The organism is Bacillus sp. LM 4-2, assembly GCF_000978495.1.
Lineage (GTDB): Bacteria > Bacillota > Bacilli > Bacillales > Bacillaceae > Bacillus > Bacillus subtilis.
Genome location: NZ_CP011101.1, coordinates 951,989 through 974,710 on the forward strand (window position 1 = coordinate 951,989; position 22,722 = coordinate 974,710).

General features: G+C 42.1%; 26 protein-coding genes and 1 pseudogene. 20 read left to right on the forward strand and 7 right to left on the reverse strand.

Annotated features, from left to right (window positions below; genetic code table 11):
- The first annotated feature begins 135 nt into the window (after positions 1-135).
- From bslm_RS04815 to bslm_RS04860, 11 genes are read left to right on the forward strand one after another with little or no spacing between them, the layout of a single operon-like run.
- Positions 136-600 (forward strand): MarR family transcriptional regulator, encoded by a 465-nt coding sequence (locus bslm_RS04815; RefSeq protein ID WP_003233431.1) that lies wholly within the window; start codon positions 136-138, stop codon positions 598-600.
- Between the two features lie 35 nt (positions 601-635).
- The gene (locus bslm_RS04820) at positions 636-1,301 is read left to right on the forward strand and encodes a biotin/lipoyl-containing protein (RefSeq protein ID WP_003233430.1); all 666 of its coding nucleotides are present in this window, start codon (positions 636-638) and stop codon (positions 1,299-1,301) included.
- A gap of 40 nt (positions 1,302-1,341) precedes the next feature.
- Positions 1,342-2,940, forward strand: coding sequence for an MFS transporter (locus tag bslm_RS04825; RefSeq protein ID WP_003233429.1), 1,599 nt, complete (start codon positions 1,342-1,344; stop codon positions 2,938-2,940).
- 22 nt (positions 2,941-2,962) lie between these two features.
- Positions 2,963-3,493, forward strand: coding sequence for an NAD(P)H-dependent oxidoreductase (locus bslm_RS04830; RefSeq protein WP_015252498.1), 531 nt, complete (start codon positions 2,963-2,965; stop codon positions 3,491-3,493).
- 12 nt (positions 3,494-3,505) lie between these two features.
- Entirely contained in the window at positions 3,506-3,880 is a 375-nt protein-coding gene (locus tag bslm_RS04835; RefSeq protein WP_003233427.1) for a hypothetical protein, read from the forward strand.
- Positions 3,880-4,035 (forward strand): hypothetical protein, encoded by a 156-nt coding sequence (locus bslm_RS20490; RefSeq protein ID WP_003233426.1) that lies wholly within the window; start codon positions 3,880-3,882, stop codon positions 4,033-4,035. Before bslm_RS04835 ends, bslm_RS20490 begins: the two co-directional genes overlap by 1 nt.
- 4 nt (positions 4,036-4,039) lie before the next feature.
- Positions 4,040-4,801 (forward strand): hypothetical protein, encoded by a 762-nt coding sequence (locus tag bslm_RS04840; protein WP_029726352.1) that lies wholly within the window; start codon positions 4,040-4,042, stop codon positions 4,799-4,801.
- A 2-nt stretch (positions 4,802-4,803) separates the two neighbouring features.
- A complete protein-coding gene (locus bslm_RS04845; RefSeq protein WP_003233424.1) occupies positions 4,804-5,169 on the forward strand; it encodes a GntR family transcriptional regulator in 366 nt (121 codons plus the stop codon).
- A gap of 1 nt (position 5,170) precedes the next feature.
- Positions 5,171-5,869 (forward strand): ABC transporter ATP-binding protein, encoded by a 699-nt coding sequence (locus bslm_RS04850; RefSeq protein ID WP_003233423.1) that lies wholly within the window; start codon positions 5,171-5,173, stop codon positions 5,867-5,869.
- A gap of 16 nt (positions 5,870-5,885) precedes the next feature.
- The gene (locus tag bslm_RS04855) at positions 5,886-6,803 is read left to right on the forward strand and encodes an ABC transporter ATP-binding protein (protein WP_029317524.1); all 918 of its coding nucleotides are present in this window, start codon (positions 5,886-5,888) and stop codon (positions 6,801-6,803) included.
- On the forward strand, positions 6,796-7,737 hold the full coding sequence (locus bslm_RS04860; RefSeq protein WP_038427544.1) for an ABC transporter permease: 942 nt from the start codon (positions 6,796-6,798) through the stop codon (positions 7,735-7,737). The genes bslm_RS04855 and bslm_RS04860 overlap by 8 nt, the downstream gene beginning before the upstream one ends.
- A gap of 91 nt (positions 7,738-7,828) precedes the next feature.
- Here bslm_RS04860 and cspB read toward each other — a convergent pair whose 3' ends face one another.
- Positions 7,829-8,032 (reverse strand): cold shock-like protein CspB, encoded by a 204-nt coding sequence (gene cspB / locus bslm_RS04865; protein WP_003224086.1) that lies wholly within the window; start codon positions 8,030-8,032, stop codon positions 7,829-7,831.
- A 435-nt stretch (positions 8,033-8,467) separates the two neighbouring features.
- Between cspB and bslm_RS04870 the strand changes: the two genes are divergently transcribed.
- On the forward strand, positions 8,468-9,298 hold the full coding sequence (locus tag bslm_RS04870) for a MetQ/NlpA family ABC transporter substrate-binding protein (RefSeq protein ID WP_003245726.1): 831 nt from the start codon (positions 8,468-8,470) through the stop codon (positions 9,296-9,298).
- A gap of 2 nt (positions 9,299-9,300) precedes the next feature.
- Here the strand turns inward: bslm_RS04870 and dgcK are convergent, their stop codons facing one another.
- Positions 9,301-10,380: a diguanylate cyclase DgcK gene (dgcK, locus tag bslm_RS04875; protein ID WP_046380874.1), complete on the reverse strand. Its 1,080-nt coding sequence runs from the start codon at positions 10,378-10,380 to the stop codon at positions 9,301-9,303.
- Positions 10,381-10,552: 172 nt separating this feature from the next.
- Here dgcK and tcyP point away from each other — a divergent pair, with 172 nt between their 5' ends.
- Together tcyP and bslm_RS21840 are read left to right on the forward strand one after the other, a co-directional pair.
- Entirely contained in the window at positions 10,553-11,944 is a 1,392-nt protein-coding gene (tcyP, locus tag bslm_RS04880; RefSeq protein ID WP_046380875.1) for an L-cystine transporter TcyP, read from the forward strand.
- Between the two features lie 91 nt (positions 11,945-12,035).
- Positions 12,036-12,139 (forward strand): annotated as a pseudogene (locus bslm_RS21840) (hypothetical protein); the annotation flags it as partial.
- 104 nt (positions 12,140-12,243) lie between these two features.
- Here bslm_RS21840 and bslm_RS04885 read toward each other — a convergent pair.
- The 3 genes from bslm_RS04885 to bslm_RS04895 all read right to left on the reverse strand — a co-directional run bounded on the left by bslm_RS04885 (position 12,244) and on the right by bslm_RS04895 (position 13,909).
- Positions 12,244-12,813 carry a DUF2812 domain-containing protein gene (locus tag bslm_RS04885; RefSeq protein WP_021479687.1) on the reverse strand — a complete coding sequence of 190 codons (570 nt, stop codon included), beginning with the start codon at positions 12,811-12,813 and terminating at the stop codon, positions 12,244-12,246.
- Positions 12,800-13,117 (reverse strand): PadR family transcriptional regulator, encoded by a 318-nt coding sequence (locus tag bslm_RS04890; RefSeq protein WP_021479686.1) that lies wholly within the window; start codon positions 13,115-13,117, stop codon positions 12,800-12,802. The genes bslm_RS04885 and bslm_RS04890 overlap by 14 nt, the downstream gene beginning before the upstream one ends.
- A gap of 381 nt (positions 13,118-13,498) precedes the next feature.
- A complete protein-coding gene (locus bslm_RS04895) occupies positions 13,499-13,909 on the reverse strand; it encodes a hypothetical protein (protein WP_046380876.1) in 411 nt (136 codons plus the stop codon).
- 149 nt (positions 13,910-14,058) lie between these two features.
- Between bslm_RS04895 and bslm_RS04900 the strand changes: the two genes are divergently transcribed.
- Positions 14,059-14,628, forward strand: a complete 570-nt coding sequence (locus bslm_RS04900) for a YhcN/YlaJ family sporulation lipoprotein (protein ID WP_046380877.1) — start codon at positions 14,059-14,061, stop codon at positions 14,626-14,628.
- Between the two features lie 120 nt (positions 14,629-14,748).
- A complete protein-coding gene (locus bslm_RS04905; RefSeq protein WP_032721219.1) occupies positions 14,749-15,717 on the forward strand; it encodes a hypothetical protein in 969 nt (322 codons plus the stop codon).
- On the opposite strand, the gene bslm_RS04910 is transcribed toward bslm_RS04905, so the two are convergent.
- Positions 15,649-16,302 carry a spore coat protein gene (locus tag bslm_RS04910; RefSeq protein WP_029726348.1) on the reverse strand — a complete coding sequence of 218 codons (654 nt, stop codon included), beginning with the start codon at positions 16,300-16,302 and terminating at the stop codon, positions 15,649-15,651. The genes bslm_RS04905 and bslm_RS04910 overlap by 69 nt on opposite strands.
- Before the next feature lie 82 nt (positions 16,303-16,384).
- Here bslm_RS04910 and yhcR point away from each other — a divergent pair, with 82 nt between their 5' ends.
- Both yhcR and srtA read left to right on the forward strand, forming a co-directional pair.
- Positions 16,385-20,014 (forward strand): sortase-dependent nonspecific endonuclease YhcR, encoded by a 3,630-nt coding sequence (gene yhcR, locus bslm_RS04915; RefSeq protein ID WP_082098073.1) that lies wholly within the window; start codon positions 16,385-16,387, stop codon positions 20,012-20,014.
- On the forward strand, positions 20,011-20,607 hold the full coding sequence (srtA, locus tag bslm_RS04920; RefSeq protein WP_029317530.1) for a sortase SrtA: 597 nt from the start codon (positions 20,011-20,013) through the stop codon (positions 20,605-20,607). The genes yhcR and srtA overlap by 4 nt, the downstream gene beginning before the upstream one ends.
- Before the next feature lie 29 nt (positions 20,608-20,636).
- Here srtA and bslm_RS04925 read toward each other — a convergent pair whose 3' ends face one another.
- Positions 20,637-21,545 carry an RluA family pseudouridine synthase gene (locus tag bslm_RS04925; protein WP_029726346.1) on the reverse strand — a complete coding sequence of 303 codons (909 nt, stop codon included), beginning with the start codon at positions 21,543-21,545 and terminating at the stop codon, positions 20,637-20,639.
- Positions 21,546-21,655: 110 nt separating this feature from the next.
- Here bslm_RS04925 and bslm_RS04930 point away from each other — a divergent pair, with 110 nt between their 5' ends.
- On the forward strand, positions 21,656-22,051 hold the full coding sequence (locus bslm_RS04930; RefSeq protein ID WP_015252484.1) for a YhcU family protein: 396 nt from the start codon (positions 21,656-21,658) through the stop codon (positions 22,049-22,051).
- Positions 22,052-22,189: 138 nt separating this feature from the next.
- Positions 22,190-22,612, forward strand: coding sequence for a CBS domain-containing protein (locus bslm_RS04935; protein ID WP_003245462.1), 423 nt, complete (start codon positions 22,190-22,192; stop codon positions 22,610-22,612).
- Positions 22,613-22,722 lie beyond the last annotated feature (110 nt).

Below are 22,722 nucleotides of genomic sequence, written 5' to 3' on the forward strand. Positions count from 1 at the left end.
TTTTATTTAATAAAAGCAAGAAAACGCTTGCGAAAAAAATACGGGAGAAAAAGAAATTTTTCCTTTGACAAATCTTCTTTCATTTATTAATATTTTATCTTGTGAACTATTATTGAGGAATGAGGTGAAAAGGAGTTGACTGAATCAGAACGTGCTTTGCTCACTTTTGAACAGCTCTTCGATACGTCTCGGGCGATATATAAAAAACAGAAGAAGATATTGGAGATTGTGCTTGAGCCTTTTGATATTACAGTCCTTCAATATTTGCTGATGTTTAAAATTCATCAAAGCGGAAGCACCCCGCTAAGCAAGCTGGCAATGTCGCTTGATCTTAAGCCTGCTTCTGTGACGCGGATGACAGATATTCTGTATAAACGCCAATTGATGAATCGATATGACAGTCCGGATGACCGCCGTATCGTCATGATTCAGTTAACCGAAGAGGGGGAAGAACTGATAGAAAAAGCCGCTGTGCAATATGCAAAAATGGGTGCTGGCTTGTACCAAAAGCTTGATACCTCCCAGCTGCAGTATTTGCGCAAACTAGCCGGAAGCTTAACGAAGCTTGCTGAAGGCTGTTCAGAAAAAAGCGGTAATTAAAAACTTCTCACATATTTTCACCAGCTTTCCGCAAAATGATAGAGGATGAAACGAAAGGAGAAAACAAAATGAACAGAGGACGTTTAATTCTGACCAACATTATCGGTTTGATTGTTGTTCTTGCAATTATAGCTGGAGGTGCTTACTACTATTATCAAAGCACAAACTACGTAAAAACAGATGAAGCAAAAGTAGCGGGCGATATGGCTGCTATTACTGCTCCAGCAGCAGGTAAAGTATCTGACTGGGATCTGGACGAAGGAAAAACAGTGAAAAAAGGCGACACAGTTGCAAAAATCAAAGGCGAACAAACTGTTGACGTAAAATCCATTATGGATGGAACAATTGTGAAAAACGAAGTGAAAAACGGACAAACCGTACAAGCTGGTACAACAATTGCACAAACGATTGACATGGACAACCTATACATCACAGCAAATATTAAAGAAACAGATATTGCGGATATTGAAGTAGGAAATAGTGTAGACGTAGTAGTTGACGGAGACCCTGATACTACATTTGACGGTACTGTAGAAGAAATTGGTTATGCGACTAACTCAACTTTTGATATGCTTCCTTCTACAAATTCAAGCGGAAACTACACAAAAGTAACACAAAAAGTTCCTGTGAAAATTTCAATCAAAAACCCATCTGATAAGGTGCTTCCTGGAATGAATGCATCTGTTAAAATTTCTGAGTAAAACAGATCAGTCATCAAACCATGAAAGGAGGTTGTCTTAGATGGCTACAGGCAAAGAAAAAAATGCAAAAAACCCTATGTCATTGCTGATTGTGCTAATGGCGGGTTTATTTTTGGCAATTCTAAACCAAACACTGCTTAATGTTGCAATGCCGCACTTAATGACTGAATTTGGCGTAAGTGCAACGACGATTCAGTGGCTGACAACAGGTTACATGCTTGTTAACGGTGTATTGATTCCGTTATCTGCTTTCCTGATTACACGATTTGGCCAGCGGAGTCTCTTTCTCGTCGCGATGTTTTGTTTTACGCTCGGTACGTTAGTCTGCGGTATCGCACCTAACTTCTCTACAATGCTGATCGGCCGTTTGATTCAGGCCGTGGGCGGAGGTATCTTGCAGCCGCTCGTTATGACAACCATTCTGTTAATTTTCCCGCCTGAAAGCAGGGGGAAAGGAATGGGGATTTTCGGGCTAGCGATGATGTTTGCTCCAGCGGTCGGCCCGACTCTTTCCGGGTGGATTATTGAGCATTATACATGGCGCATTATGTTTTACGGACTTGTGCCGATCGGCGCAATTGTTATCATTGTGGCTTTCTTCATCTTTAAAAATATGGTGGAGCCGCAAAAAATCAAACTCGATACTCTTGGCGCAATCCTCTCGATTGTCGGATTCGCCTCCTTATTATACGGAGTCAGTGAAGCCGGATCTGACGGCTGGACCGACCCGATTGTATTGTCTACAGTTATTATCGGAGCCATTGCAATTGTTGCTTTTGTTGTTCAGCAATTGCGTCATGATGATCCGATGCTTGATTTCAGAGTGTTTAAATATGACATTTTCTCACTCTCGAGTGTCATTAATATCATTATTACAGTGGCACTTTACACTGGTATGTTCCTTTTACCGATTTATCTGCAAAACCTGGTCGGCTTTACGGCGCTTCAATCCGGTCTGCTTCTGCTTCCGGGTGCGATCGTTATGCTGATTATGTCACCGATCTCAGGTATTTTGTTCGATAAATTCGGACCGAGACCGCTTGCGATTATCGGGCTTCTCGTGACAGTGGTAACAACGTATCAATACACGCAATTGACAATTGATACACCATATACACACATCATGCTGATCTATTCAATTCGTGCATTTGGTATGTCTCTCTTAATGATGCCAGTCATGACAGCCGGGATGAACCAGCTTCCTGCCCGTCTGAACAGCCACGGAACGGCGATGAGCAACACGCTTCGCCAAATCAGCGGATCAATCGGAACAAGTTTAATTACGACGATTTATACAAACCGGACGACATTCCATTATTCACAAATTGCAGATAAAACAAGCACGGCGGACCCGAACTTCCTCCATGCGTTCCAAAATGCAGTTTCGAATTTAATGGTGAATATGAATGTGTCTTATGATACGGCGAAAACATATGTGTACTCACATATTTATAAACACGCATCACTCGATTCCAATGTCATGGGGATAAATGATGCCTTTATGTGGGCAACCTTATTCTGTGTAGCAGGTTTGATTTTAAGTATCTTCCTGCGTGACGTCAGAAAAGATAAATTGCGTAAGAAGAAAAAAGAGGAGCTTTCATTACTTCCTGCTCCAAAAGAAGCTAAGGAATCTTAATCTGTAAAGGGAGGTTTCCTGAATGAAAATTTATGTAGTGTATGATAGTGAAGGCGAACATACTAAAGTGCTTGCAGAAGCGATTGCTGAAGGCGCGAGAGAAAACGACACGGCTGAAGTGTTCATCGACCATGTAGATCAGGCTGATATCCGCAAGCTTAAAGATATGGATGCGATTATTTGGGGATGCCCAGGGCATTTCGGAACAATCAGCTCCGGTCTTAAAACTTGGATCGACAGACTTGGCTACTTGTGGGCTGAAGGCGAGCTGATCAACAAAGTCGGTGCTGTCTTCTGCACAACGGCAACGACACACGGCGGCTTGGAAATGACAATGCACAATTTAATCACGCCGATGTTCCACCAAGGCATGATCGTTGTCGGACTGCCTGGCAACGTGCCTGAAAACGCACTTTATGGCTCTTATTACGGAGCAGGTGTCACTTGTCCGGTAGACAGTGATGAGTTAATGTCTGAGGAAGGTATTCAGCTTGGACGCGCGTTGGGAAGACGTGTCAGCCAAGTCACAGGAAACCTAACAGCAGGACAGTAAGGAGAGGTTGAAATGGCCATTATTATAGCAATAATTGCTGCTGTCATTGTCATTGCGGCCCTTATTACATTTAACGTCCGCAACGCCTCACCTGGACCTGAGAAGCAAGAAGCAACCGATAGAATCGCACCTCCAGAAGAGGAAAAAAACGAAGCGCATTACCCTGCTGAAGCAAGGGCTGCCGAGCATACGCCATCCGTTGTCAAAAACGATTCTCCAAAAGAGAAGCGTGACACAATGGGTGATGATATTTACAGGCAGGCGCTGCAAAAGTTTAAGCATTCTGATGAAGTTCATGCAGAAGAAGAGGTCACTGAGGAAAGTGACAAAATGCAGGACCGCAGCTATCGTGATGCGCTGCTCTCTATGAAAAATAAGAAAAAGTAATGAAAAAGGCAAATCCGTTTACTCATGCGGGTTTGCCTTTTTTGCTGTTTCCATCAATTATGTTTTTATCAAATAAATCCATGGAATATGTTGTATTCCACCTTGATCTAGTGTACTATGTTACTCATACACCGAGGATTTTTTCCGGGAGGTAAAGACATGAATTCTTTTTTAGGTTTATTAAAGAAAGATATCAAGCTTTCAAGAATGTGGCTGCTAGTATGGATATGCGGAATCATTTTCTTATTGGGAACAGGCCATATTATAGCTTCTCGCACGAAAGAACCTCTAGTCATTTTTGGTTTTTTTGTTGCAGTTGCTTTTTTTCTGCTTTTCTTATCTCCTGTTTTTGTGTTTTATCACCTTCGCAAGGAAGGGAAATCACAGCTTTGGCTGTACAATCCAAATGGCGGCTTATGGCTGTTTTCTTCTAAATTGGCAGCATCTTTGCTCTATCAATTTGTGATTCAGTTGGCATTAACAGCCTATGGCATATGGATGTATCATATGCTCTCTGTAAAAAATCTGCTGGAGCATCAAGTTGATATAACGAGTACAGTGGCTTTGCTGAATATGTATGGGCTTATTTCTTCGTTAGATATGTCAGTAACAGTCATTGTGTTTTGGACTGTTTTTCACTCTCTCAGAAATTGGCGCGGAATGCGGTGGGCTGCGATGGTTCTGTTGGTTGCAGTGTGGTTATTCTTCGATGAATACATCATAAGCCCTTTGGTTGAATCTCAAAAGCATTTCTGGCCTGTAACAGTCTATTGCAATTTTGATTTCCACTTCCACAATGTTTGGAGATTGGAACTAAAACCTATCCATCTGTCTGTGCTAGGGTTGCCTATTACTTTAGTCATCACATTCTTGCTGCTTATCATGGCTTCAAAACTGCTTGATCGTAAAGTAGAGGTGTAAATATGGACAATCAATTCCAATCCTCGAAACCGATTTATCTGCAGATCGCTGATCAGATCTTTTATAGGCTGGTCAGGAAGGAGCTGCTCCCAGGAGACAAGCTTCCTTCAGTAAGAGAAATGGCGATTCAAACTAAGGTAAATCCCAATACAATTCAAAGAACTTACAGTGAGATGGAAAGGCTGGGTATTGTGGAGACAAGAAGAGGTCAAGGGACGTTTATTGCGGAAAAAGCAGAAATCGTAGACGAGCTGAAAGACAAGCTGACACGAGAGGTGCTGGAAGGATTTGTCAAGCAAATGAAAGAGCTGGGGCTAACGAAAGAGGAAATGTTAGAAGGGATTAAAACATTCACAGAGGGAGGCTAAAATGGAAATCAAGCTAGAACATGTATCAAAAAAATACGGCCGCCATACGGCCGTCAATGATGTGTCAATCACCCTATCATCCGGACGGATTTATGGCCTGATCGGACCGAACGGCAGCGGCAAGTCAACGACCCTGAAAATGATGGCTGGCCTTCTGTTTCCGACTTCAGGATTTGTAAAAGTTGATGAAGAGCAGGTTACGAGAGAAATGGTGCGTCAAACGGCTTATCTTACTGAGCTTGATATGTTTTATCCGCATTTCACTGTTAAAGATATGGTGAATTTTTATCAGTCGCAGTTTCCTGATTTTCATACAGAACAGGTTTATAAGCTATTGAATGAGATGCAGCTGAATCCGGAAAAAAAGATCAAAAAGCTATCAAAAGGAAATCGGGGCAGGCTGAAAATCGTTCTTGCTTTAGCGAGACGGGCAGACGTCATCTTGCTTGATGAACCTTTTTCCGGGCTTGATCCGATGGTCAGGGATTCCATCGTAAACAGCCTTGTGTCGTACATTGATTTTGAGCAGCAGATTGTCGTGATCGCGACACATGAAATTGATGAAATTGAGACTTTGTTAGATGAAGTAATCATCCTCGCCAATGGAGAAAAAGTTGCGCAGCGTGAAGTAGAAGATATTCGTGAACAGGAAGGCATGTCTGTTTTGCAATGGTTTAAATCAAAAATGGAAGTTTGCTAGAAAGAGGAGGAATATGATGAAAACAGTGTTGGAATTGAAAAACGTGACTAAAAACATCAGAGGCCGAACGATCATTGATGATCTCAGTTTTACGATTCGTGAAGGCGAGGTATTCGGTTTTTTAGGACCAAACGGAGCGGGGAAAACGACAACCATCCGGATGATGGTGGGGTTAATGAAGCTGTCGAAAGGTGATGTCCTCATTTGCGGCCAATCAATTACGAAAGAATATGCCAAGGCGATTAAGCATATCGGAGCGATCGTTGAGAATCCCGAGCTGTATAAATTTTTGAGCGGATATAAAAATCTCCAGCAATACGCAAGGATGGTCAAGGGTGTCACGAAGGAAAAAATTGATGAAGTTGTTGAACTGGTCGGTTTAACAGACAGAATCCACGACAAGGTGAAAACATATTCTCTGGGGATGAGACAGCGTCTTGGCTTGGCACAATGCCTTTTGCATGATCCGAAAGTGCTAATTCTGGATGAACCGACAAACGGCCTTGATCCGGCGGGGATCAGAGAAATCAGAGATCATTTAAAGAAGCTGACCCGAGAAAGAGGAATGGCTGTCATCGTTTCAAGCCACCTGCTGTCAGAAATGGAACTGATGTGTGATCGAATTGCGATTCTGCAAAAAGGAAAGCTGATCGATATTCAAAATGTAAAAGATGAAAACATTGATGAGAATGATACATATTTCTTCCAGGTTGAGCAGCCGAGTGAAGCCGCTACTGTTTTAAATCAGTACGATTTGCTGAGTAAGACAAATGGTGTAGAAATCAAACTGGCTAAAGAGGAAGTCCCTGCGGTTATTGAATTGCTGGTGATGCAGCAAATCCGTATTTATGAGGTCAAGGTCATAACAAAATCATTAGAGGACCGTTTCTTAGAAATGACAGGTGAAACAAAAGAGGAGGTTCAGCATGCTTAATTTGATTTATAATGAGTGGCTCAAAATTTTCAGCCGTGCCGGAACATGGGTGATGATCGGAATTCTGGGGCTGACAATGGTTGGATTTGCATTTTTGGCGAATCATTTTTCTGCTAGTGAATCAAATTCCCATTGGAAACAAGAGCTTCAAGCACAAAACGCCGAATTAAAGAAAGAAATCAAAGAAGATCCTTCACTGAAAGATGGGTATAAAGAAACAATCACACTCAACGACTATCGCATCGAGCATAATATCCCTAGTGACACGGGCTATACGGCATGGTCTTATGTAACGGATTCGGCAAACTTTACCATCCTTACCGGTCTGTTTACTATTATCATCGCGGCCGGAATTGTCGCTAACGAATTTAATTGGGGAACGATTAAGCTATTAATGATTCGGCCGCTCAGCCGTTTTCAAATTTTGATGTCCAAATATATTACAGTTCTCCTGTTTGGGCTCCTGTTGCTGTTGATTTTATTTATCGGTTCTACTTTATTAGGGTTGATCTTCTTCGGGACGGGTGGTGAAACCGCCGCGAACATTCATTTAATCTATAAGGATGGCCATGTCATTGAGCAAAACATGATGGGGCATTTGGCCACAACGTATCTTTCTGAATCCGTCTCGGCTTTAATGGTGGCGACGATGGCGTTTATGCTGTCTGCGGTATTCAGAAACAGCTCTCTTGCGGTTGGTTTTTCCATCTTCTTGTTGGTTGCCGGTACGACTGCAACTGCATTTATTGCAGCGAAATTTGACTGGGCAAAATATATATTATTTGCTAATGTCGACTTGACTCAGTATGTGGATGGCACACCGTTAATAAAAGGGATGACTATGACGTTTTCTCTCGTCATGCTAGCGATCTACTTTATCATCTTCCTGTTGCTTGCTTTCGGAATCTTCATGAAGCGGGATATTGCAAACTAATAAAGAAAGCTGTTTTGCTTATGCAAAACAGCTTTTTTGTCAAAATAAAAACTGCAGGTTTGCACCTGCAGTTTTTCATATCAATTTATGCTTACGCTTCTTTAGTAACGTTAGCAGCTTGTGGTCCGCGGTTTCCTTCAACGATTTCAAAAGAAACAGCTTGGCCTTCTTCTAAAGTTTTGAAGCCTTCGCCTTGAATAGCAGAGAAATGAACGAATACATCGTCTTGACCTTCTACTTCGATGAATCCGAAACCTTTTTCAGAGTTGAACCATTTTACTTTACCTTCTAACATGAAATTTCCTCCTAAAGCGATCATAACGCTTAAATTCACTATTCTTGCTCTTAACAAACTTTCAAGACGAAAACTCTTACAAAACTTTCTTCTTAAAGATAGTTCGAACAAAAATAATTACCTTTACTCTACCAGTAATCTTCAGAAAAAACAACTGCTTATTGAAATTTTTTTCGGAAAATACCATATTTATTTTTCAATTTGATATTTATTTACGGAAATTCATCTGTTTTCTCGATATGTGATCATACGTTTGCCTTAGTATTCCTTCATTTTGGGAAGATAAGTAATAGGAATTGACAACCTTATTGGATATGAGTAAGGTAAAAGTTAATCAATATTACAAATGACAACGTTTATCAACTAAGAGAGCGTATGTTTTTTATGTCTGATATTGCTTGCATGCTCTAATACATAGATAGGAGTATGGTCACAATGAAAAAGTGGCTTATATGCAGTTTCGTCCTTGTTCTTCTCGTTTCATTTACTGCATGTTCACCGTCTGCAGAACATGAATCGATAAAAATCGGGATTGCTGAGTCTGACGGGGCAATATGGAACTATATTGCTCAAAAGGCTGAAGAGGCAGGGCTGGATATTCAGCTGATCCCTTTTTCTGATTATGCGGAGTCTGATATCGCACTTGCTAACAAAGAAATTGATGCCAACGCCTTTCAAACCATTTCATATTTTCAGTCGTTCACTGAAAAATACAAACTTAATTTGGCACCGCTCGGGACGACATACATAACGCCCATGGGCATTTATTCAAAACGATATGAACGAATCCGAGATATATCGCGGGGAGCTGTCGTTTCTGTTCCGGATAAAGCGTTCGATTTTGGCAGGGCGCTTACGGTGCTCCAGGAAGCGGGTTTGCTAACGCTGAAAAACGGATTTAACGGAACAGGTTCAGTTGATATGATTAAAGATAATCCGAGACACCTGAAATTAAAAGCTGTCCGGCAACAGGATGCAGTGAGCGGTGCCGACGTGTTTGTCATGAAACCATCAGAAGCAAAAAAAGCGGGCTTGAACCCGAAAAAGCATACGCTAAAGAGCGGCGGACTCATGTCTGAGGAAGAGATGAATTTGATTGTTGTCAGAGCGGAGGATCAAGATCGGGAAGCGCTGCAAACCATTCTTGAGCTTTATCAAGCTGATGATACAGCGGCATTTATAGAAAAAGAATATCAGGGAGATCTTGTCCCGGCTTTTCTGCCTTTGAAACGTCTTTCAGATTGGAAGAATGAATTCGAACATTGAATTCATTCTTTTTTTTCTGATAAACACACTCTGTTCCGTCCCGTTTCTTTCGCTTTGTAAAGCATTTGATCGGCAAGAATGGGCAAGGATCCTGGCTGTTCCGTATTATTGGGGTAATGAGCGGCCCCTAGTGATATCGTAACTGAAAGCTCTTCGCCGTTTGTTAATACAATCGGTGCATCGCTTACAGTTCTCCTGATCCGTTCAGCGATCCGGGCTGCTTTATCAAGAGAACAGTTCGGCAGGAGCACGGCAAATTCTTCACCGCCGATCCGAGCGGCAGGATCAGTATTTCGGATGCTCTGCTTCAGACGTAACCCCAGCTCTTTGAGCACCTGATCTCCTTCATGATGGCCATATTGGTCATTGATGGTCTTAAAATGATCGATATCCATATAAATCAGTGCAAATTGAAAATGCGGGGTATCGGCCGCCTGCTGATACAGAGCTTTTGTGGTTTCTTCAAACTTTCTTCGGTTATACACGCCTGTTAAAAAGTCAAAGTGCGCCTGAAACTTATATTGTTTAAAAAGAAGATGTGCATTTGTTTCATGATCAATAATATATAAACTGAGCATGCCGCCCGCTATTGATATGATCCAAAAATACAAATGAAGTTCGTATGAATGTAAATCTATAAGAAAATAAAAGGAAAAGGAGATCAAGCTATTTGTGATTATTAAAAGATAGAAAGCATGTTTTAGTTGAACTTTTTTTCTTCTAGAAACAATGAGTGACGGAATGGCAGCGATACAAATGATAATAACCGAGTATAGTGCAGATGTGTTCATCGTAATCAGCAAGCGGCCTGCAGTGATCATGGCCAGGGCCGTTGCCGTTGAAACCCAGCCTCCATAAAGAGCGGCAATCATAATAGGGATATTTCGAAGATCAATAATTGAATGCTGATAGGTAAATCCAAAAACCATCAGAATAACCCCGAGCAAACCGCAGGCCAGTCCTTTAACAGCTTGAAAGGATATGCTGTCTTTTTTATGTACTAGCCTTTCTTTAAACAGGTGGGTGAAGAGATAATTAAATGTGATTAAAATGGTCAAATTTACAAACAGTTCTTTCAGCAAATATTATCACCCTTATATAAGGTACTAAAGATGGAAGGGAAAGAAAAGAACAAAAAAGGCATTATATAAGGTTTTTTTACTTGAATTGATAAGTTAAAATAATTCGCACTTGACCCATCGGAATTAGTGTAATATAGTAAATGAGAAAATTTGAAGGGAGAGTTTACCTGCTTTGGAGACTTTACTGGTTGTATTACATGTATTTATTTTATTTTTACTTATCTTAGGGCTCTTTGTTATGCAGAAAAAACATGTTTCCTTCTCTAAACGTGTATTTACTGCGCTGGGGCTGGGGATTGTATTCGGATTTGCGCTTCAGCTGATTTACGGCCCGACTTCAAATATAGTCATTCAAACAGCCGACTGGTTTAATATTGCCGGGGGCGGATATGTCAAATTGCTTCAGATGGTTGTCATGCCGCTCGTCTTTATTTCGATTCTCGGCGCATTTACAAAGCTGAAGCTGACAAAAAATCTTGGGAAAATCAGCGGTTTGATTATAGGGATTTTAATAGCAACAACAGCAGTTGCTGCAGCTGTCGGTATCGCGTCCGCGCTTTCATTTGATCTGCAGGCGATTCAGGTTGACCAAGGAAGTACAGAGCTTTCACGGGGGCAGGAGCTTCAGCAGAAATCAGAGGATATGACAGCGAAAACGCTGCCGCAGCAGATTGTTGAACTGCTGCCTGGAAACCCGTTTTTAGATTTTACAGGAGCTAGACCGACTTCAACGATCGCTGTCGTTATTTTTGCCGCTTTCCTTGGAGTGGCATTTCTCGGCGTAAAAAACAAACAGCCGGAACAGGCAGAAACATTTAAAAAACTGGTTGATGCCGTTTATGCCATTGTCATGCGTGTTGTCACACTCATTTTGAGACTGACGCCTTATGGGGTGCTGGCCATCATGACAAAAACAATTGCCACGAGTGATCTTGACAGCATTTTAAAACTGGGCATGTTCGTGATTGCTTCATATGCCGCGTTAATCACTATGTTTATCATTCATTTGCTGCTGCTGACGTTCAGCGGCTTGAATCCGGTGATTTATTTGAAAAAAGCGGTGCCTGTACTTGTATTTGCATTTACGTCAAGATCTAGCGCAGGTGCTTTACCGCTGAATATTAAAACACAGAGAAGCATGGGTGTACCGGAGGGAATCGCAAACTTTGCCGGTTCGTTCGGTCTTTCGATCGGCCAAAATGGATGTGCCGGCATTTATCCTGCGATGCTGGCGATGATGATTGCTCCGACTGTCGGCCAAAATCCATTTGACCCGGTGTTTATTATCACTGTTATCGCAGTCGTTGCCATCAGCTCCTTCGGTGTTGCCGGAGTCGGCGGCGGAGCGACATTCGCGGCGCTTCTTGTTTTATCATCATTAAACATGCCTGTCGCGCTCGCTGGTTTGTTAATCTCAATTGAACCGTTAATCGACATGGGGCGTACTGCTTTGAATGTCAGCGGAAGCATGACATCCGGTCTTATTACAAGTAAGGTCACAAAGGAAATTGATCAAGGGGCATTTCATGATCAATCCAGAGTGATTGAAGCTGAAGAAGCGTAACATATGAAAACGTGTAATCCCAACAGGATTACACGTTAATAAGACCCATGAACCTTGTAATATAAAGGTTTCATGGGTTTCTTTTTCTCATTTTTGGGGAAGATCAGCCGGCATTGCTGATCCAATTTGATTGATTTAATTGAAATGAAAATTGCTTTTTTAACGAGTATTCATGGTATCTTGGAAGACGCTAACTAATCTGTGGCACACATAAAAGATTCCTGCTAGAAGATGAGTATCCAAATCTAATTCAATCGTGCTTCATTGAATTAAAAAAGTTCATAATGAACCTCTTCGCATTATTTTTCTATTAACATTGAATACTTTCGATACACTTTATAGAAACTGGCCGCAAATAAAACAACCATAAGGGCGGGAAGCGACCTCAAAAGAGCAAATGGAGTTTCAAATAAAAATGCTTTCCAAAACCATTCACCTTTCATACTCCAAAGACCTTCAGTTAAATATAAACCTGAATCCTTATAGATCATATAAGAAAAAAACAAACACATGAAACCTAAACCAGAAGAATAATTCATCAATCTTTTATAATAATTACTCTTTGATTGGCGATCCGAGAAGATTTCATTTTGACCATCATCTTCTTTTTGCCAATATCGAATCCCACTAAGCCAAGGGCCATTTATATAATTCCAACCGAAGTCTTCATATATCCCTTTGTAATCTTTGAACTTTTTCTTTGGTAAAATATCTTGGTAATCCAGTCTGATCACATATCTCTTGTCGGTTTTTACGAAAGTGTATATTCCTAATCCACTAATATTTGTACAACGATAGCCTTTTTGTAATTGCTCGTTCAGCCATTGTTCCTCTTTTTCAATATCAAAAAACATCTTAAATTTCTTCATTCGATTCACTTCCTTCGTACAAGGATAAAATATGCAATAACCTATCTTGTTCCATTTTTAAAATGGCGCTTCCTTCTTCAGTTATCATGTAAACTTTTCTCCGGCCTGACTCTCCAACAGGTTCAATCCAACCATGCTTATTCAAGTTTTCAATTGCACCGTATAATGTACCCGCTGCTAAAATAACAGTACCGTTACTTATCTTTTCTATCTTCTGCATTACGGCATAGCCATGGAGCGGCTCACGCAGAGCTAATAAAATATAATGCATGGTTTCAGACAATGGTAATAATTTGTGTTTCATATCCGCACCCTCTATTCAGTTTGACTATATAGTTCAACTTAATAATAATGTAATACAGTTCAACTGAATAGTCAACAGCATTTTCCAACGCTCGAGTAAATTCTAAATGTTGAGTGTTGAAGCAAGAAACAAAATGAAAAGTGTTCTGCCTTTTTCAGCTTTAGATGAGTAATGAATCAATAAAGATTGCTTCGGATAGAGTAGCAGCACAAACAAAAAAATCCTTCAAACGTTCTCATTGAACGAAAGAAGGATTTTTTCAGCTCATCAATTGCACTCCAAATAGGCGGAAAAATATAGAAAACAAGAAGTTTAGAAAAAAACACCTTAAAGGCAATATCTATGTGAGCCTTTATGCAATCCGACAGGTTACACGTTTTTTTAACGGCCGGGTTCTAAGTCCTCCAGCATTTCCATCATCGTGTTGTCGTCCATGACATTCATTGCGCTTTGTTCAAAATGAATGGGTTCAGCATAATGCGGCTGTCTTTTTTTCGCGGCTGTCTCAGTTTGCCTAGTTTGAGACTGTGTATGCTGATGCTGTGGTTGCCGCTGGCTTTGATGCTGCGAACGGTCCTGGTTATCACCGCTGCTTCCGCTAAATGCTTGTTTGACCATGTTTCCTACATTAGAAGCATCAAACGTGTTATTTTCTGAATTTCGTCTGTTCATTTGTCCTGTGATAAACCCGCTGATTCTTTGGCGGATCTGAGGTGATAATGCAGTAATAAGCATAGTTGATCCTATGATCAATGCTGCGGGGCTGATTCCTCTTCGCTGGTTGAACAACATGATCCCTCCTTTGCAGTGTATTCATATTTTCCCCCTCGTTAGACAAATTAACCGTTATATTTCCCGGGAAAGCATTTCCTCCAGATTTGCATGCATAATTAAAGCCAGTTAGAAAAACCTATAAGTAAAGTGATAAAGGAGGAATTCACATGTTTGGAAAAAAACAAGTCCTTGCGTCTGTGCTTCTTATCCCTTTGCTTATGACTGGCTGCGGTGTAGCCGACCAAGGTGAGGGCAGACGTGATAATAATGATGTAAGAAACGTAAATTATCGAAATCCGGCCAATGACGATATGCGGAATGTAAACAATCGGGATAACGTTGACAACAATGTTAATGATAATGTCAATAACAATCGTGTAAATGACGATAATAACAACGACCGAAAACTTGAGGTTGCTGATGAAGCAGCTGATAAAGTAACAGACCTAAAAGAAGTAAAGCATGCCGATATCATTGTGGCTGGAAATCAAGCCTACGTTGCAGTCGTTTTAACCAATGGAAAAAAAGGTGCAGTAGAAAACAATCTGAAGAAAAAAATAGCCAAAAAGGTAAGATCTACTGACAAAAACATTGATAATGTTTACGTTTCAGCTAACCCTGATTTTGTAGAGCGTATGCAAGGATATGGAAAACGTATTCAAAATGGTGACCCAATCGCCGGATTATTTGATGAATTTACACAAACTGTACAGCGCGTATTCCCTAACGCTGAATAAATAAAAAAAGCCGCACAATTTGTGCGGCTTTTTCTTTGCGTTAATGACACACTGCGAACTCAGGCTGCATAGAGTAAAAATAAAAAGGTACAAGACGGACCGGCTCAGGGAGGGAGACGTTTGCGGGATGGCATAGGAAAGCGTGCGGCATCCGCTCTATTCCTGTGCGGAGTCCTTGTGATGCTGGCTGTAAGCTCAGCCATCGTATCAAGCGCGATGTATATCCTGTCTTTTCCAGGTCAGGCATCTGGAATAACAAAAGAACAAGTGACGAAGCACATGAAGAAAGAGTCATTCAAACAGGCCGATATTTATTACACTTCTAAGGAAAAGTCCTTACTGCCATTGACGAAAGAAACGCTTGAATATGCGGTCAGTATTAATCAGATTATGATTGGATATTCGAATCAAAAGCCTATTGACATTATTTTTTTTCCTAATGAAAAACAGATGGAGGCTTACTCCGGTTTATTGGATGTAGTTGGTTTTTATTCTGAACGGGAGCAGCTGATCGGATTGTTGCCTGAAGAGAAAAAGAAACTGTTAGAAGGGGACGAGGTAGCGGTTTATTTGTACCAGAGATTGTTGATTCATGAATACTCGCACCATGCGTTTCACCAGAAATTGAAGGAGCTTGAGACGGATCCCGATGAGTTTCCGTTATGGTTTCATGAAGGGTTAAGCGAGTGGATTGCGAACTATGAATTGCTCATAGATCCGATCACGTTTTCTGTCGTGCCCTTTGACCGTTTGCAGACTGATCGAGACTGGCAGGAAGCTAGAGCCGAATATGACACTGATGTCTATTTGCAAAGCTTTTATATGATCGATGAGCTGACGGACAAATACGGGAAAGACATTATTTCAGAAATGATTAAGGAAACAGCAAAAAAAGGGGACTTTGAAAAAGGGTTTAAATCAGCAACAAAGGAAAGTCTTGATCAATTTGAAAAAGATTTCAAGAAAAAATTTGAAAAAAACAGTGCGGCATTGGATAGTATCTATCCAATGCCTTTGTTATTAGTGAAGTCCTTGCTGACCCATTCCGCCTTGTGTTGGAGGCATTTGTCCTTGGGCAGGGGCGAATGAATTTCTCAGCTGTTCCATATCCTGCGCATCAAGCTGAGGAACCTGGTAATAGCCGTGTTTGTTTTGGTATAGGAAAATTTCAAATGCCATTTCAACATACTCCTGAATTTGCGCAGACAGTACGCGTCTTACGGCCGGATTTGTCATTTCCAGAGAAGCCATCGTCAGCATAGAAGCTTGTGCTTTAATCGCGCAAAGCATTTGTCGGCTGATGATGCTGTCATCAATATCATTCATGGATTGAACAGGTTTTTTAGGCTGTGACGGCTGCATGCCGTAAACAGCCTGGTTGTCCTCCTTCATCATATAAGTTGCTGTTTTTTGTGAAGGTTCGCTGCCTGTTTTGAAGCATTCTGCAGTTATATTGTATTGAGATGTAATGAATTGATGTTGACGATCAAGGATGTTTAGTAATTCTTGATCCTTACAGAATTGTCTCAGCATCATATACTGATCAAGCACAGTAAGTGTTCCGGAAAGCACCTCATGCATATCAAACATTTCATGTCCGCCGTGGTTTTTATGCGGTTTGCCAGGAATACCTTTGTTCATTTGGGATTGCTGCTGCTGATTGAACTGATCCAAACCGAATTCCTCCTTTTTTTTCAGATCAGCTGTATTTTGTGTCAGTCTGCCGTGTATTATGCAGAAGCCTAAAAGGAATTATATGCTGTCTGTCGAAATGATAAGCAGACAAAATCGTTGTCATTATGTGTATATTAAGGGAGGAAATATGATGAGGCGTATTCTGCATATTGTGTTGATCACGGCATTGATGTTCTTAAATGTAATGTACACGTTCGAAGCTGTAAAGGCAGCTGAACCGCAACAGCCTATATCGATTGAGAAGGCAATACAGCAAAAAGAAGGACAGGCGCTTGTCGAAGGATATGCAGTCGGCCAGGCTGTTTCCCCGCAGCATTATAAGCTGACAAGCCCTTTTTCAAATGATTATAATGTTGCGCTGGCAGACCGTAAAAACGAAACATCGCCCGAACACATCCTTCCTGTGCAAATCCCCTCCGCCTTCAGAAGCCAATTTGGGCTGCAAACCAATCCGCTTCTTCTTGGGAAAAAGATAACGGTTCAAGGAAAGCTTGAAAATTACTTTAACACGACAGGACTTAAAAACGTTCAGTCGATGAACGTAACCGATGACACAAAAACTCCGCCGGCTGAACAGCAAGTGACCATAAATGAAGCACGGGGAAGGCTGAATGAAGAAGTAACGATAAAAGGGATCATTACAGCTGATCAAAACGCAATCGGAGGCGGGAAGCTGTCGACCTTTTTGCAAGATGAAACCGGAGGCATTAACATTTATTCGCCATCCCCTGAACAATTTCCCGAATTAAAAGAGGGTATGGATGTCACGGTGACAGGGAAAATCACGTCTTACCAGGGGCTGAAAGAAATCGTTCCAAACTCATCAGGCATCAAAATCAACCAGTCAAATCAATCCCTCCCCGCCCCCAAACACTTAACAATCAATGAACTTATTAACGGCAGCCTAGGTGATCAGTATGAAGGACGCCTTGTGAAACTAACCGCTTTTGTTTCCTCAATTCCAAGTTCTCCTGCCGGCGGCGGTTACAATGTAACAATGATTGATGACGACCATCATGCAATGACGCTCCGGGTTATGAATGAAACAGGGGTGATAAACGAGCTTGATGAGGGCAAATGGTATGAATTTACCGGTGTGTTAAGCAGATACCAAACCTTTCAGCTGCTTCCGCGAAAATCGGCTGACCTGAAGCTGCTTGAAGAGCAGCCCGCACCTCCGTCTGCAGAGGGAGAATATGAAGGGATTGTTGACCGGGTAGTTGACGGCGATACCATTCATCTTAAATCTCCGGTGCTTGGAACGACAAAAATCCGGTTTGTAAATGTAGATACACCCGAAACATATCACACACCAAAAAATGACGCAGATGAAAATCAATTAAGATTTGGCAAAAAAGCATCTGACTATCTAAAAACGGTTCTGTCCCCGGGTGATAAAATTACTGTCAAGGTCGGGAGTGAAGCCAAGGACAGCTATGGCAGATTGCTCGGACAAGTCATAACCGAATCAGGTTCAAACGTGAACTTAGAGCTTGTAAAAAACGGCTATGCTCCGACGTATTTTATTTGGCCGGTTGACAATGAAGAGGATTATCAGCAATTTCAGGCCGCAGTAGCCGCTGCAAAAAAAGATCAAAAAGGAATTTGGAATGAAAACGATCCCCTCATGGAAATGCCGTTTGAATTCAGAGCCAGAGAGCAAGGGAAAGGCCTGACAAGATATGTGGGGGACTCGTCGAATAAAACATATGTGCAGCCAGCTGACTGGAAGAAGATAGCTGTGGAAAACAGAATTTTCTTCGCCTCAGCAAGTGAAGCGGAGAGCGCGGGATATAAAAAAAGGCAAACGGCACCTCAAGAACATGTGCCGCTTAGAATTCTCAGCATGAATGATTTGCATGGCAAAATCGATCAGCAATATGAGCTTGATCTTGATGGAAATGGAACTGTAGACGGCACGTTTGGACGCATGGATTATGCCGCCGCATATTTAAAAGAAAAAAAGGCTGAAAAGAAAAACTCGCTGATTGTGCACGCGGGAGATATGATCGGCGGAAGCTCTCCAGTTTCCTCTCTTCTTCAGGATGAACCGACTGTAGAACTGATGGAGGACATCGGATTTGATGTCGGAACCGTGGGAAACCACGAATTTGATGAAGGCACGGATGAACTTCTGAGGATCTTAAATGGCGGTGATCATCCGAAAGGCACAAGCGGATATGATGGACAGAACTTTCCCCTTGTATGTGCCAATTGTAAAATGAAATCAACTGGAGAGCCCTTTTTGCCGGCTTACGACATCATTAATGTGGAGGGCGTACCCGTTGCTTTTATCGGAGTTGTCACACAGTCGGCAGCTGGCATGGTTATGCCTGAAGGAATAAAAAATATCGAGTTTACAGATGAAGCAACAGCGGTGAATAAGGCGGCCGAAGAGCTCAAGAAAAAAGGCGTGAAGGCCATCGCGGTTCTCGCACATATGTCAGCTGAACAAAACGGCAACGCCATTACCGGTGAGTCTGCTGATCTTGCAAACAAAACAGATTCTGAAATTGACGTGATTTTTGCCGCGCATAATCATCAGGTTGTTAACGGTGAAGTGAATGGAAAACTGATTGTTCAAGCGTTTGAATATGGAAAAGCGATAGGTGTCGTTGATGTAGAGATCGATAAAACGACAAAAGACATTGTCAAAAAGTCCGCGGAAATCGTATATGTTGATCAAAGTAAAATCGAACCGGATGTCAGCGCGTCAGCCATTTTAAAGAAATACGAAACAATTGCGGAACCGATTATCAGCGAGGTAGTCGGCGAAGCCGCTGTTGATATGGAAGGGGGGTATTCAAATGACGGCGATACACCTCTTGGAAACCTGATTGCGGATGGTATGAGAGCTGCCATGAAAACGGATTTTGCCCTTATGAATGGCGGCGGCATACGTGAAGCGCTGAAGAAGGGTCCAATTACGTGGGGAGATCTTTACAATATTCAGCCGTTTGGAAATGTGTTAACGAAGCTTGAGATTAAAGGAAAAGATTTAAGAGAGATTATCAATGCTCAAATCTCGCCGGTTTTTGGGCCTGACTACAGCATCAGCGGGTTTACGTATACGTGGGATAAAGAAACCGGAAAAGCAGTTGATATGAAAATGGCAGATGGCACCGAGATCCAGCCCGATGCCACATATACATTGACCGTCAACAACTTTATGGCGACGGCGACAGGAACCAAATATCAGCCAATCGGACTGCTGGGAAAAAATCCGGTGACAGGGCCTGAGGATTTGGAAGCGACAGTTGAGTACGTGAAGAGTTTTGATGAGCCAATTGCGTATACAAAAGAGGGAAGAATTAAGCTTGCTGAAGCCAGTGATATTGAAGATCCTGTAACAGAAGACCCGGGGACGGAGCATCCAATGAAAGAGGTTCCAGAGCCTGATGTGGATTTGCCTGATATAAAAGAGACTCCGGGCACAGCGCCGGTTCATCAGCTGCCGCCTTCAGCCATTTCGAGATTCAATGAAATACCAATCAACAACACAAAAACCGCTGATACTGCTAATAGCATCAGCACATTGCCGTTACGAAACGAGGGCGGGGAAAGCGGGCCTGAGCATCCGCTTCCAGATACATCAGCAAACTACTATAACTTTATCGTAATCGGTGCGGCGGTGACATTGTCAGGAACTTATCTATATGTCAGAAGAAAAAGGAGCGCCTCCAGAACGTGAAAAAAATTATTCCACTATTCATCATTGCTGCCGGCCTAGTGATCGCAGGCTATGGAGGCTTTAAATTGATCGATACGAATATGAAAACGGAACAGACATTAAAAGAAGCAAAACTGGCGGCTGAAAAGCCGCAGGAACTTTTGGGGACGAAAAATAGCTCAGATCAAGCAAAGAACAAAGCATCATTTAAGCCTGAGACCGGCCAAGCGAGCGGCATTTTGGAAATACCGAAAATCAATGCAGAGCTTCCGATCGTGGAGGGCACCGATGCTGATGATTTAGAAAAAGGTGTCGGGCATTACAAGGACAGCTATTATCCTGATGAAAACGGGCAAATTGTGCTGTCGGGGCATCGGGATACCGTGTTTCGCCGGACGGGAGAGCTGGAAAAGGGGGATCAGCTCCGTCTTCTCCTGTCATATGGAGAATTCACATATGAAATTGTAAAAACAAAAATTGTCGATAAGGATGACACATCTATTATCACGCTCCAGCATGAAAAGGAGGAGCTTATTCTAACGACCTGCTATCCGTTTTCATACGTCGGAAATGCCCCGAAACGCTATATTATATATGGAAAACGAGTGACTTAAAAAGCCGAGGCAGTGCCTGCGGCTTTTCTTCATGAAAAATATGTGCGGCAAAGGTTTTTCATATCAGCCGGGAAAGGGGCTTCAGCAACTATGAGCTCGTCTGTTATCGGGTGAACCGCTTGTACTTTATTGGCGTGCAGTACCTGCCTGTTTAGCAGCTTGCTCCCGCCTCCGTAAAGCGAGTCTCCTGTCAACGGATGTCCGATGCTCGCCATATGAACACGGATTTGGTGTGTTCTGCCTGTTTCCAGCTCTAATTCAACGAGCGACAGCCGTTCTTTCACATTGCTGGCCATTACCTTGAAATGAGTGACGGCTGTTTGCCCGCCTGGTGAAACCCGGCGTCTTGTCGGGTGTGACCGGTCTCTGCCGATTGGTGAATTAATTGTCCCTTTTTTCGTTCGTAGCTTACCTTCAGCGATGGCGGTATACGTACGCTTCAGCGTCTTTTTCTCTAACTGCTGGTCTAAGATGGCGTGTGCCAAACGATGCTTGGCAAAAACGATAGCGCCAGATGTATCCTGATCAAGACGATGGACGTGGCGCACCTTACATGTTTCGCCATTTATCTGATAATGATAAGCGATCAAATTAGCCAGTGTGCCGGTTTGCCCATCCTCATTCGGATGCGTCGCAATGCCAGCGGGTTTATTGACGATGAGCATATGATTGTCCTCATATAAAATATCAAGCTCGCCATACTCCGGAATGACCGAAGATGCTTCACTTTCCTGAAGATCAATGAAGACGCGGTCTCCCTTTTTTACAATCATATTGTTTAAGACCGATTCGTGATTGACCTTTATCTGTTGATGGGACATCCAGTCTTGTATCACTGGTTTAGAAGCTTTGAGCGCTGTTTTGAGTACGGAAAACAGCCATTGGCCGTCCTGTTTTTCATTGATGAGGATCTCAATCCCTCTGCCTTTTTGGTTCATGTTAAATGGCTCCTTTTCGAAGCGGAAGGCTGCTGTTTCTCATAGGAAACACTTACCTTAGCTTTCGCGTTTTTTTCTGTGCTATTCTTGAGTAAGACTTAGGATATTCGATGGCAAGAAAGGTGATTGACGTGAGAATTGTGAACGCAGCAACTGCAGAACAGGAGAGCTTTATCAAGGAGCTGACTATGGAGCTGATCCATGATGTATTTCCTCTTTATTTCTCCGAACTGGACATTCAGCGCTTTAAAAAGAAAGGCGTTCTGTCTTTAAATAACCATTATTACCAAGGAACATTAAAAGAAGCATTTCAAATTATGGCTTGTCTTCAAATGATACATATTATCCTGACCAAGCCTTCGCCGCACTCTGATTTGAGTGATCAGGCGATTTTTGAAAAAAACAGCAAGATGCTGAATGATTTTGGGATTTATTTTCCGTTTGCTTTTTCTGACTTTCAAAAGAAGACTAACAAAGCCTTTTTCGGTCAAAGAAGGCTGATATAATCATGCGGCAAGGGCTTTTCTATTTTCAGAAAAGCTCTTTTTTGTATCAGAGAAATCATATCATAAAACCTTTCCTCTAACTCCCTTTTTAAACGGCTCGTGTCTGAACATACTAATGATTGAAAGGGGTGCTGACAAATGAGTTCAGTTAAAGATACAATGACAACGCAGGTGGCAACCGTTTCTCCGAATCAAACGATTCAGGAAGCGGCTTCTCTAATGAAACAGCATAACGTCGGGGCGATCCCCGTTGTAGAGCAAGGTGTTTTAAAAGGAATGCTGACTGACCGTGACATTGCATTAAGAACTACAGCTCAGGGCCGTGATGGCCAGACACCCGTTTCAGAAGTGATGTCAACAGAACTCGTATCAGGAAACCCTAATATGAGTCTGGAAGACGCGTCGCAGCTGATGGCCCAGCACCAAATCCGCCGCCTTCCTATTGTAGATCAAAACAATCTAGTCGGGATCGTTGCGCTTGGAGACCTGGCAGTCAATCAGATGTCGAACGAGTCTGCGGGATCAGCGCTGACAAACATTTCTCACCAAAACATTCATTAATAAGAAAGAGCTTGCAGTGTGCAGGCTCTTTCTTCACATAAAACCTTACTTTTTGAAAGCAGACTTGTTTCGGGGTATAGTTGAGTGTATACATATGTCTCAATTCGTAC